At 52.1% G+C, this 11,926-nt stretch carries 8 protein-coding genes; 1 reads left to right on the top strand and 7 read right to left on the bottom strand.

Annotated elements, in window-relative coordinates:
* Positions 1–32: 32 nt before the first annotated feature.
* The 4 genes from A7975_RS20265 to A7975_RS20250 are packed head-to-tail and all read right to left on the bottom strand — an operon-like array spanning position 33 to position 7,074.
* Positions 33–1,142 (bottom strand): alginate lyase family protein, encoded by a 1,110-nt coding sequence (locus A7975_RS20265; RefSeq protein ID WP_141680374.1) that lies wholly within the window; start codon positions 1,140–1,142, stop codon positions 33–35.
* 36 nt (positions 1,143–1,178) lie between these two features.
* Complete coding sequence (locus tag A7975_RS20260) at positions 1,179–3,458, bottom strand: glycosyl hydrolase family 95 catalytic domain-containing protein (protein WP_065386281.1); 2,280 nt, start codon at positions 3,456–3,458, stop codon at positions 1,179–1,181.
* A gap of 45 nt (positions 3,459–3,503) precedes the next feature.
* Complete coding sequence (locus A7975_RS20255) at positions 3,504–5,891, bottom strand: glycoside hydrolase family 2 TIM barrel-domain containing protein (protein WP_065386280.1); 2,388 nt, start codon at positions 5,889–5,891, stop codon at positions 3,504–3,506.
* A gap of 37 nt (positions 5,892–5,928) precedes the next feature.
* Positions 5,929–7,074, bottom strand: coding sequence for a glycoside hydrolase family 88 protein (locus tag A7975_RS20250; protein WP_065386279.1), 1,146 nt, complete (start codon positions 7,072–7,074; stop codon positions 5,929–5,931).
* Positions 7,075–7,258: 184 nt separating this feature from the next.
* Between A7975_RS20250 and A7975_RS20245 the strand changes: the two genes are divergently transcribed.
* The gene (locus A7975_RS20245; RefSeq protein WP_065386278.1) at positions 7,259–8,122 is read left to right on the top strand and encodes an AraC family transcriptional regulator; all 864 of its coding nucleotides are present in this window, start codon (positions 7,259–7,261) and stop codon (positions 8,120–8,122) included.
* Positions 8,123–8,147: 25 nt separating this feature from the next.
* Here A7975_RS20245 and A7975_RS20240 read toward each other — a convergent pair whose 3' ends face one another.
* The 3 genes from A7975_RS20240 to A7975_RS20230 form a co-directional block, all read right to left on the bottom strand.
* Complete coding sequence (locus A7975_RS20240) at positions 8,148–8,963, bottom strand: ABC transporter permease (RefSeq protein WP_053375048.1); 816 nt, start codon at positions 8,961–8,963, stop codon at positions 8,148–8,150.
* Positions 8,960–9,991: an ATP-binding cassette domain-containing protein gene (locus A7975_RS20235; protein ID WP_065386277.1), complete on the bottom strand. Its 1,032-nt coding sequence runs from the start codon at positions 9,989–9,991 to the stop codon at positions 8,960–8,962. Before A7975_RS20235 ends, A7975_RS20240 begins: the two co-directional genes overlap by 4 nt.
* Positions 9,992–10,213: 222 nt before the next feature.
* Complete coding sequence (locus A7975_RS20230) at positions 10,214–11,905, bottom strand: S-layer homology domain-containing protein (RefSeq protein ID WP_065386276.1); 1,692 nt, start codon at positions 11,903–11,905, stop codon at positions 10,214–10,216.
* Positions 11,906–11,926: the final 21 nt, after the last annotated feature.

Genomic DNA, 11,926 nt, shown 5'->3' with positions numbered 1-11,926 from the left:
GAACTACAGTCCTCTCTTTACAAATTCATCTATTACGTCTGCATTAACCAGAGCATAGGTTGACGGGTCGCCGTGTTCCGGCGGATTTCCGGAACTGTTGAATCAGGAGCCAAGGTTAGCCATAAATCCAAGTAACGCACATCTTGAAAGGCAAGTCCCGCATAAAGCATGAAGGACATCCGTACCGGCCAACTTTCGAAATGCTCGATGTCGGGCGGGAGCGGCCAACTCGGCTTATTCGCCAGATAAGGATACAAATAATCAAGACCGAGCCGAATACCCCTCCCATCCGGAAGACGGAAACGCCATAAATCATCATCCGGCGTGGACAGCAATTGACAAAGCGTTGCCATATTGTCGAGCACAAATATCGAATAGCCGTATGGCTTCGTGCGTGCCAGCTCGAGCGGGAAGCTGCCGTCTGCCGCCATTTGCGAGGGCAGCAAAATACGTTTGTAACGCTCCCTGCACATGGCCATCACGGCAGCATTGCCCGTATACGATGCGAATGCGGCTGCTTGCACGGTCCAGCATACCGCATGGTTGTTCGATGCATCCCGTTCTTCCAAACCGTAAGGATGCGTCAGCATCCATTCAAGATAATCCGCAAACCACCTTCTCAGCAATAACCCTTCACGTTCTGAGAGCGCCCCTGCCGCTTCAATCACTTCCGCCGCAGCAGGGACATCGATTAGATGAAGCGTATCAATGATGCCAAAGCCACGCCCCGGGCAAACGCCAGGAATCGCCTGGGCATATCGGAGATGCGGGTTCATGCGGGTCGATGCATCCAGGAAAAAATAGCGAAGAAACGCCGCCGCTTTGTCCGCGTAAATACGACGGCCTGAAACCGCGTAACCCGCCGCAAGATTGGCCGTATGCGTCCGCATTTCGCGAAGCGCTTCGCGATGCGCGGTGAATGCCCCTGGGTACGATTCGCCATCCCTTCGGACGTATGGCAACCCGTTTGGCGTAACCGGATTAGGCCACCAATAATCGCCATTGGAGTAATAATCGTGCTTGCCGCCTGGGCTTAACGCCGATCGGCATTCCGTAATGCCGATCAATGGCGCTTCAAGCGAGCGGTCAGCCTTCGCCTTTACTTCTTCCAGATCCGTTCGCCATTCGCAAAGCGTATCCATCGTCAGCACCTTGTACAAGCTCCCCTCGCAACAAATTTACTCGGCAGTCCAGATTGGGATTCCGTGCAGCCTCCACGGCTTGAAGCCTCCGAAGTACCCGCATAAATGCGGCTCTGCCGCTACAGGGCGAATCTTCGGCAAACTGTCCCCGTTTTCCAAAGCCGGATTGCCCACGCCATCCTCTCCAGACAATACAATCTCTTCTCCTTCTGCCAGCACTAATTCAAATCGCCCGTCCCCTAGCGGAATCGCCTTCGCTCCACCGCTTGCCGTTACGCTTGCCCCGTCAGTCATATCAGTTATTAGACGACAAGGCATTCCGGCCAAGCTTTTGACCCGAATCCACGACGTCTTTCCGCTCGAGCGTACCGCGCTGACAAGGAAAGCTCCCTCTGCGCGCAGGTCATGTAAGGCTGCTTCCTTCCAAGTGCCGGGCAGCGCCGGAAAAACGCGAATCCATTCCCCCCAGCTCTGCAGCAGCATATCATGTACGGCTTCCGCGCCCGCGAGAGGCGACTCGATAACCGGTCCGGCCTCCTTGTACATCGTGTTTGGTTTCAATATATGGAGCAGCGATTTCAGGTAAGCGTGCGCTTCGTCTCCTAGACCGATTGTTGCCGCAATGGAAGACGCTCCCGTGAACGTAAAGCCGCGCAAGTCTCCTTCCCTCGAAAACCAGTGGCGAAGCGAGCGATGTATGAGTGCCCTCTCTTCCTCTGAGTCCATATTCGCAGTATGCAAAGGAAAAGCGGCCATCAAATGGCTGAAGTGCCGATGCCCGAACGCTAGAGGCTGTCCCCGGCCGATCATGTAACCGGTCCCGTCCACGGGAAGAGGAGCGAGACGCCCTAGCGTTTCCGTCCACTCCTGCCGCTCGGCACCTAGCCCCGTTGCTTCTGCAATCCCGTCACGCTCTGACGGTTCGCTTATGCGCAGCAGCGTGCGGATTCCCCATTCGAGCAGTGCGAGATCATAATGAGCGTCCGGCACCGTCAACTGCAGGAATGAGCCGTATTCCGGTGAAATAGTCGGCGGCAAATGTAACAGGCCGTCCTCACCTTCCGCCAGCAATCGCATATGGAAGCGTACAGCCCGACGCAGCAGCGGATACACCAGTTCCTTCAGCAAATCCGCATCCATCGAATACCGGTATTGGCGCCACAGATTATGGCATACCCACAGCAGGTTCCCCTTCTCGTCATCGACGGGGCTAACCAGATCGTAGCTGCAGCTCCGTCCGAGACCCGCTGAATCCTGTCGGTACTCCTCGGGTACATTCAAGGCCAATTGATCAGATTGCTCCCGGAATGCTTTGACCAGCGACATGCCAAGCTCTAACCGATTAGACGCATAGACGGGAGAGTAAGACATCTGCACGTTCATGTTGAACCAAACGCCCGGCCAAGGCGATGAAGTAAGCCAAGGTCCCTGATTGTCGATCATCATGCCGTCTGACCGTGTCGCCGATGCGAGCTTATACATTTGAATCCAATAGAAGCCCTCCAGCTGCGTGTCGGGAATCGAAAGGAAGCTTTGCGGATAATAAGCATGCCACCAGCTGCGATGCTGCGAAACCCACGCATCCCATGGCTGCCGACGTGCACCGTTTACCGCTTCCCTTGCATGCTCCGCTGAGGTTTCATCCGCGCCGTTCATGACCGACAAATAAATAATGCGCCGTCTATCAAATCCCGTTGAAGCTCCATCCAGCTCTATCTCGGCCCAGGCAGCCGCGCAGCCGCCTGTCCCATCGGGCTTGAATGCGGTTAGGGCGATCTCGATGCCGTTCTTGACTGACCTTGTAACTTCCTCTTCCGGAATATATTGATTCAGATTGCGGCCGTCCGCATTGTGCAGAATCGGATCAACCTCCGAATAGGGATACCACCGGAAGGCTGCGCTGCCTTCACCTTCCGACGTCTCCAGCTCCACCGCCATGACCATTTCGCGGCTATGCGCGATGGCTCTTAGCTTGACGGCTCCAGCGGTCGTCGTAATTTCCGCCTTAAGCTCCGCATCCCATAAATGAAGCCGCATACTGGTCGGCTGATAAATCCATCCTGCCAGCTCCAAATGCAATTCGCCAATCGGCACACGGGGAGAAAACCCACCATCCGGACGTCTTGCCGTCACATCTGTTCGCCCTAGCACGAATCGAAGAACATTTCGTTTCAAACGGTGTTCCTCGCCGTAAACCATAGCGCCAAGCCAGCCGTTGCCGATAAAGGCGCCTTGATCCCAGGAAACAGGCTTTACCGACCAAGTCAGATCATGCCTGCCTAAGAAGGATGACCAATCCAGCCTCGTATCGATCATATATTCCACTCCTTTTCTACGTTCGGACGACGCTTACCCACCTTGTTACAATACTAAGCCCGCGCCTTTCAATCCTTCCGATATGATGCAAACAGACGCAACGCCGCCTTCGGCATATTCCGCTTGAATCGACGCTCTCCCATTCGCCAGCTGGACATATCTGCTTCCGCGGGTTGTCCCGAGATTGTCGATCAGCCTGCCTTCGCCAGCGAGCGAGAACCGGATAAAGTTGGCAGCGTCGGGACAAAACCGATCTTTGCTATCGAATGCTTCGACCTCTAGGAGCACCGTTCCTTGCGGAAGCTTCTTTGCGGTCATCCGCAAGGAAGCCGGCTCCGTCCAACGCTCCGTTTGGTAATCGAATTGCAGTTCATCCGATACCGTAACGCCGTCCTTTTCCGCCACGACTCGCAGTGTGTTAACGCCACTCTGAAAAACAATATCCCAGCTTAGACCCGCGCAAGGAAAGCTTTGCGAATCACGATTTTTCCTGCCGCAGCTCTTACCGTTTATAAACAGCTCTGCTGTTTGGCAATTGGAGTAGATACGCACCTTCTTCCTCTCGCCAATTCCTCCCCACCTTGTCGACCATGAATGACCGTAAATACGAACCATCGGCTTATCGCTCCAGTAGGATTGGAAAACATAATATGCCTCTTTTTTCGTCAAATCACGCTCGACAACACCTTTTTGGTTGACGTATGGTACCGGATTATCCGGCCTGAGCGGCGTAGAGAAATCTTTGAATACCCATTGCGCCGTTCCTGTCAGCCAGTCCATTTTCTCCTGCGTCTTCAAATGCCAATCGATCAAATCGCAAAAGTAGGTCTCTGACCAATCGCCGTCTGCCGACACGCGCGGGTCTCCGCCAGTCATTAAGAAGTCGCCGTCACGCTCCTCCGCAGTCGCTTCCGCTGAAATCGTTTGAAATCCGGTGTATGGCTGCTCGGCATGCCTGCCCGCCATCGCGTCAGCCCCCCATTCCATATGGATGAAGCGGCTTGTATGCTCGAAACCGTGGCGGCTGTAGTCCTCGTATTTGGGATAAATGCCTCTGTACCAGCCGGCCCATATCGAAGGCGAATAAACATCGACGATGTCCTTGCAAAACTCGCAGCGCCTAATGCCCGTTACCCGATGCGGATCGCGCTCATGGGCAAGATCATGCAGCTCCTTCATGAAAACACGGATTTGCTCCTGATCGAAATAGTCAAAGTCGCCTTCCCAATCGTTCTCGTTGCCGAGTCCCCAAATGATTACCGACGGATGATTGTAATGCTGCTCGATCATCGCCCCAAGCATGTCACGGCATTGGCGCTTGTAATCATCATCGCCTAGACCGCCGCGGCACCAAGGGATTTCTTCCCATACTAGAATGCCAAGCTCGTCGCATAGGTCCAGCACCAATTTCGACTGCTGATAGTGGCCTAGCCGCAGAAAGTTAACCCCCATATCCTTGATCAGCGCAAGCTCTTCTCGGACCATGTCGTCTGTCATGGCAGCGGCTACTCCCGCATGATCGTCATGCCGATGCGTTCCCTGAATGAGCAGCCTTGTACCGTTCAGCAGGAAGGGTCCTTTTTCTACAAATTCATAGAACCGGACGCCAAACCTTTCAACAGCTTCGTCAATGCCATGAATACTCTCGAGTCTAATCTCGCAAGTGTATAGGGAGGGATGCTCGGGACTCCATAAGGAAGGCAAGCGAAGCTCGAGCGCCGCGCACTCCTGCATGCCTTCCCATGGCAATGCTTCAATGGCGAACCGCTTTACCTCATTTCCAGAAGGGTCGCGAACGACTCCGGCCAAGTGAAGCGGCGACTGCTTTTGCTGCGGATTGTAAAGCCTTGCTTGTATTTGGACCGTAGCTTTTTCCCGCGAATCCGTCTTAACCGATATATGCACGCGGTCCAGCGATACGCTCGGCACATATGCGAGATGCACGCCGCGATACAAGCCCCCGTACAGATTAAAATCGCTGATGTCCGATGGAATCGTCTGAAGATCGCGGCTGTTGTCGGTCATGACTGCGATCGGCACTTGCCCGTTAAAATAAGGAATGCTTTTGGCACGCAGCGCAGCATCGGTAATGTCGATCCTAAATTCATCATAGCCGCCAATATGCTTCCCTACTTCTTCTGTACCGACGTAGACGGCAGCTCTTTGCCCCGCACCTTCGAACCGCAGCAGCGTCCTCCCATCCGGGTAGGGGCTGCTCACATCAAGTCTTGTTCGATACCAGCCCTGCCCCTGATAATATTTGACATCCGGATCAACCGAATCATATTCGTTAAAGCAATGCGGAAGACTCACCATTTCCCAAGGAAGATGATAGATCGTCTGCTTTAGCTTATCTTCCCGCCATACTTCAAACACCCCGCCTAGGCAGCCTCGGTAATGTTCCCAGCAATTGGTTAGATTCAATGTTTTCATCGTTCACCTCTACGTTTGATCAATTGTGCTTCGTCTATTAAAAAATACGGCGCTTCCAACCCATCAGCTTGGCGACCGCTTCGATATAGTAATAGTCTCCATAAATAAGCGAGACGTTAATATTGGAGTTTGCCGGCTTATTCCCCGTTCCTTGCAGCAGGATGGCCTCATGCTCAGGGCGGTCCCAAGTGCCATAGCTAGTAGTAAGCGATTGCAAGATCCGCTCAGCCGCTTCGCGATATGGACGGGCCTGTATCTCGGGCAGCGCTTCCGCCAGCTCGATTAACCCCGAAGCCGCGCATGCAGCGGCCGAAGTATCACGCGGCTCTTCGCCGAGCGACTCTGCCGCGCGAAAATCCCAATGCGGGATGCTGTCGGCTGGAAGCATCGCCATAAAATAATGCGCGACCCGCTGCGACGCATATAGATATTTTTTATCGCCCGTATAGCGATATACATTTGCCAAACCGTGCAGCGCCCAAGCGGCCCCGCGGCTCCAAGCGGAGTCCGGTCCCGCGCCTTGCCCGCCTAACGATTCAATGACTTCGCCTGACGATGGATCAAAGCTTACGATATGATTAACCGATCCGTCTTCGCGAATAAAGTGCTTAATTATCGTATCTGCATGCGTTCTGCCAATATGGGCAAAACGCGGATCGCCAATCTCCTCGGCCGCCCAGAATAAGACGGACAAGTTCATTGCCGAATCGATGATCGACCAGCCCGTCTTTTCTTGGTTCCATGCACGCAGGAAGCCCCCCGCCAGATTAAAACGGCCAGCTAGGAAATTCGCTGCGGCCAAGCCGCGGCGTTTGCCGTCTTGATCACCCGTCACCTTGTATTTCATAATCGCCGAAGGCAAAAACTGAAAACCGACGTCATGGTGGAAGTTGTTGTCCTCCATCATTTTACGTTCAAATCTGCCGTCCCACTCCCAAGCCGCTTCCTTGTAATGCTCCTTGCCCGTCATGTCATGCATGATCCAAAGAATGCCCGGCCAAAATCCTGCCGTCCACCAATCGAGGCGCATATCGTCATAGATGCCGGTATCTTGAGGCGCAACATGCGGCGACTTGTCCCCCAGCTGCCCAATCATCCGATCCACTTTTTGCTGCAGAGCTTGCCAAAGCGAATGAAGCTCCTCCTGCTTTATTCGACTGTTCTGCGATAACAAAGTACCCATTTCCCATCTCCTCGCTTTATTCCCGAATTTTAATAAGGCAGAAACATTTTTTCATGAAAGTTAGGAAGCTTGTTGACTTATACTTCAATATTCTTTCTTTTATAGTAGCAAAAAAAGAACGACACTAGTTTTGCGCTCTTATGATAAAATGTTGCTATATTACGATTTAACGGGAGCGTATGAGATGAGAATTTTAAATTATATGAATTTGTACAGCCACCCTGTCCAGCTTTCTTTCCTAAAGGATCGAACCGATGAATTCGTTGAAGTCTACCATGCCCATCAAGGGATGGAGCTGTTATATGTACATGAGGGAAACAGCCAAGTTATCGTCAATCAGCAGATCGTCAAGCTGGCTCCGGGCTGCCTCTTCTTTTTCCGTCCCTTCCAGCTGCATCGCATACAATTGAAGCTCGGGCCGGGATCCCGCTATATCCGATCGTTATTCGTCTTCGAGCCTTCCAAGCTTGATGAGTATCTTGCTCCTTTCGCTTCACTGCGCTCGTTTTTCCACCGGCTATGGAAGGAGCCTCTGGAGCAAGCGCAAGTATTTGAAGGCTTGCCGCAAGAAGCTTTCCTCAGCTTGTTCGATAGCTATCGCGAGCGCATCGCGAATACACAGCCGGAGCTTCAACTGGAGGAGGAAATGCTATTCCTCATTTCGCTCCTGCATCAGCTAAAGCCATTCGAAGCCCCGCAGCAGCGCAAAGACCCGCTGCAGCTGCGGAGTTCCTCCATAGCTGAGCGGGTAATGGGCTGGGTTGAGCAGCATTATATGGATGAGTTTGATCTGAGACAGCTCGCCGATGACATCCATTTGACTCCCAATCATGTATCGGCAGCCTTCCGGCAAAAAGCGGGCACGAGCATTACCGAATATTTGACCGCCCGCCGCATCCGCCAAGCCTGCTGGCTCCTTAAGATGAGCGACCTATCCATTCAGGAAGTGGGACAAGCGATCGGACTGACGAACAGCTCCTACTTCTGTAATTTGTTCAAAAAGCATGTTGGCTTAAGTCCGAACCGCTACAGGCATTCGGTAGGCTGAAGATAGCTGTGAATCTTTAGCAACACTATGTCCGGCGCATATAGGCGCGCACCGTAATAGGTGCAAAGACCGCCACAATGACAGCAGCTCCGATGAGTGAGATGCCAAGATCCCAGCCTACAGTTCCTGTGTTGGCAAGTTCTCGGACGGCGGTGACGAGATGCGAGATCGGATTGACGTTAACAAACCATTGAAGCCAGTTCGGCATCGTATCAACCGGCACGAAGGCGTTGGACAGAAACGTAAGCGGAAACAGCACAAGCATCGAGATACCCTGCACGCTTGAGGCCGTACGCGCAATGACGCCAAAGAAAGCAAAAATCCAGCTTATCGACCAGGAGCAGATAATGACTAGAAGCGCAGCGATGGCGACGCTGCCGAGCCCTCCATCGGGCCGGTAGCCCATAATATACCCCATCGTAAAGGTAAGAACAGTCGCAATGGTATACCGGACGGTGTCTGCAAGCAAAGCTCCCGCGAGCGGAGCTATTCGCGCGATAGGCAGTGACTTGAATCGGTCGAACACCCCTTTATCCATATCCTCACGCAATTGGACGCCGGTGACGATTGAGGTTGTGATCACAGTCTGCACGAGAATGCCCGGAATGATGACAGGCAAATAGCTCACCACGTCGCCTGAGATGGCGCCGCCAAAAATATAAGTAAACATTAAGGTGAAGATGATCGGCTGAAGCGTTACATCGAACAATTGCTCAGGCGTACGCCGAATTTTAAGCAAACCCCGATAGGCCATTGTCAACGAGTTTCGTATCGTCTGGCCGAAGCTCGTGTAGTTTTTCAGCTTGCGATCGGCAACCGTTCTCACTGTAGGACTGCTCATACGCTAGCCACCTCTTTCTGATTCGATTCATCAGACGCCAGTATCGCATCCTCCTTAACACCAGTGCCTGTAATGTTTAGAAACACCTCATCGAGGGTCGGCTTCTGCACACTCATCTCGGTCAAGTGAATTCCCGCTTCGCGGAGGGCGTTAAGCAGATCTGTGACTCGGTCAACGTTCACAATCGGCGCAGTAAGCTTCCCTTCTTCGTCCAGCACATTAGCCTGAATTCGAAGCACCTGTTCAACTGTTTTACGGGCGGCCTCGATATCCTGTGGATTTTGGAGTCTCAAATGCAGCGACGAGGAACCGACTGACGCTTTCAGTTCATCCGAAGTGCCCTCGGCGACGACTCGCCCATGATCGATAACCGCAATCCGGTCTGCAAGTTGGTCAGCCTCTTCGAGATACTGCGTTGTTAGCAGTACAGTTGACCCCGTCTTCACCAACCGGCGGATCGTGTCCCACATCTGCGCGCGCGTTCGCGGATCCAGCCCCGTCGTTGGTTCATCCAGAAAAAGAAGCGGCGGCTGTGCAATAAGGCTTGCTGCCAGATCGAGCCTACGGCGCATGCCGCCGGAGAAATTTTTGAGCGGCCGTTTTGCCGCCTCCGTCAAACCAAATTCCTCAAGCAGCTCCCCTGCTTTTTTCCGCGCCTCTGCACGTCCCAGACCTAGCAGCCGTGAGAAAATGATCAGGTTCTCGGTAGCGCTAAGCGACTCGTCGACCGAAGCATACTGACCGGTCACCCCGATCAGTTGACGGACAATCTGCGCCTCCTTCAACACATCATGTCCAAAGATTCGCGCCGAACCCGCATCCGGCCTTAGCAAGGTTGCCAGCATTCTAATCGTAGTCGTCTTACCCGCTCCATTTGGACCAAGCACGCCGTAGATCGAGCCTGCGCGCACGTTCAAATCTACGCCATCCACCGCGCGAAAGCTGCCAAAAGCTTTAACGAGTCCGCGCGCTTCGATAGCCCAATCGCCATTGTTTGGCTCTTTTTTCTTGTTGTGAGCAAAATCCATTGCCATTCCTCCAATATCAGATGATATGGTCATTCTAACTCATGTTTTTAAACAGAATTTAAACGAGTGTTGCGATGTAATTACCCTCTTATAGGGAAAGGGCATACCCGTTCCCTTCCGTCCGTTCAGCAGCTGTTCAGACTGAACCCACGGGCTCGCCTCTAATAAAAAAGTCCACGAGCTTAATCGTGGACTTTCTTAGTTGGTGGAACCTTTTTGGCTTTAATTAATGAATTTAAGTGTTTGCATCATGCGATAAACAATGGTGGCGGATTGCGCTCGATCTGCTGATTTCAAAGGGGCAAATGCATTGCCCTCAAGCCCGTTGACGATTTTCTCTTGAATCGCGATGGCTGTCGCATCCTTCGCCCAAGCAGCAATAGAGGAGCGATCCACAAACGAATTCAATAACTGATCTTTGTCACTTGCCGCCATGCTGTTCACATATCCTGCATGCTTCATAGCGTTGTACATCATAACGACCATTTCCTGCCGCGTGATCTGTTGATCCGGACGGAATGTATTATCCTTATACCCGCTGACAAGCCCAGCTTTGACAGCTGTAGAGACAACGCCGGCATACCAGCTGCTCTTCGGCACATCTTTAAACGTTTGATTGCCCGCCGTTTCAGGCAGAGCACCCAAAGCACGAGAAATCATAGCCGTAAACTCTGCGCGAGTAACTTTTTGATTCGGACGGAATTTCCCGTCTGGAAAACCGGAGATAAAGAACTTGGAAGCCAGCGTCTCCACTGGTTTCTGTGCATAAGTGCCGAGCACGTCGCTGAATGTTTTCACATTTTTAACAACGGAATAGAGCGAGTTGCCTTTACGAAGAATACTCGACAATACTTCACCATTCGAGTTCGTTGTGAACAGCGTTGGCAGCGGATAGAATTGATTCGTCGAAGGATCGAAATAAACACCCGAATAATGACTGAAGTCATCCCCGGACGCTTGAGGAATCGTCAAAATATGCTCCGTATACGAGCTGAATTGGTTTAGCTCCACATCCTTTCCTTCCAAATCCGCCACAATTATAAAATCAACTGGAGCAGCTAACGATTGCGCGCCCGATTTGGCAAAAATATCATTGATGCCTTGCGTCGTTTTTTCATCTGGCGTAGAAATAATGATTTTAATCGTAAAATCACTCTTCAAATTGAGCTCAGCAGCCTTTTCTGTCAATGTTTGAACTGGAAAAGATATTTGGCCAACCTGTGTATTGAATTGAATGGAAGCGTTGCTCGCCTTATCCTTCAATGACTGAAACATTCCCAGCGTCAAACTTACTTCCACTTGCTGCCCGTTTCCGGCAACGTCCACTACGACGGTTTGCTTCTCAACTGGAGATGCTGCAACGTCTTTGTTGATAAAATCGGACAGCTTCTTCTTGTCCAGCTGCGCCTTCACAACCGTTTTGCCGTCTACCGTCACCTGCTCGATTTTGACAACATCCGCAGGAGCATTGATTTGGTTTGGTGAAGACGTCGTTGGTGTTGGCACGACTACAATAGGACCCGGAACTGGACCAGGACCGCCAGGACCGCCGGGCGGCGTCGAAACGATTGTAACATCGAAGTTCTGATTAGCAACGTTTGAACCGATACCTACAACTACATGGTGTTTACCGGCGGAAGCATCGGACGAAAGTTTGAATTTGACGGAGTAGGTACCATTCGTTACCTGTACCGTATCGATAAATTCAACTACGTTCTTCGCATTGTCAATTACTTTTACGACGACTTCAGGATAAAGAGCAGTCCCGCTGATCACAATTTCTTGACCGGGTTTTACCGAAGCGATGCTGTCAACCGTCACTTGGGCAGTTGCGGCTTGTACGGAGTTCACCCCGGCTAAGTTGCCCCACAAAATTGCGGCAATGATAATCAGGGCAAGCCATTTCTTATTCACTGTTGTTTCACTCCTATGTGT

It is taken from the genome of Bacillus sp. FJAT-26390, from assembly GCF_001682865.1.
GTDB lineage: Bacteria > Bacillota > Bacilli > Paenibacillales > Paenibacillaceae > Pristimantibacillus.
This window is presented reverse-complemented; position numbering and strand designations above follow the sequence as displayed.

Bases quoted from the DNA above. Each gene is read 5' to 3' on its own strand.
- A7975_RS20265 (WP_141680374.1), bottom strand. From the start codon at position 1,142: ATGGATACGCTTTGCGAATGGCGAACGGATCTGGAAGAAGTAAAGGCG.
- A7975_RS20260 (WP_065386281.1), bottom strand. From the start codon at position 3,458: ATGATCGATACGAGGCTGGATTGGTCATCCTTCTTAGGCAGGCATGAT.
- A7975_RS20255 (WP_065386280.1), bottom strand. From the start codon at position 5,891: ATGAAAACATTGAATCTAACCAATTGCTGGGAACATTACCGAGGCTGC.
- A7975_RS20250 (WP_065386279.1), bottom strand. From the start codon at position 7,074: ATGGGTACTTTGTTATCGCAGAACAGTCGAATAAAGCAGGAGGAGCTT.
- A7975_RS20245 (WP_065386278.1), top strand. From the start codon at position 7,259: ATGAGAATTTTAAATTATATGAATTTGTACAGCCACCCTGTCCAGCTT.
- A7975_RS20240 (WP_053375048.1), bottom strand. From the start codon at position 8,963: ATGAGCAGTCCTACAGTGAGAACGGTTGCCGATCGCAAGCTGAAAAAC.
- A7975_RS20235 (WP_065386277.1), bottom strand. From the start codon at position 9,991: ATGGATTTTGCTCACAACAAGAAAAAAGAGCCAAACAATGGCGATTGG.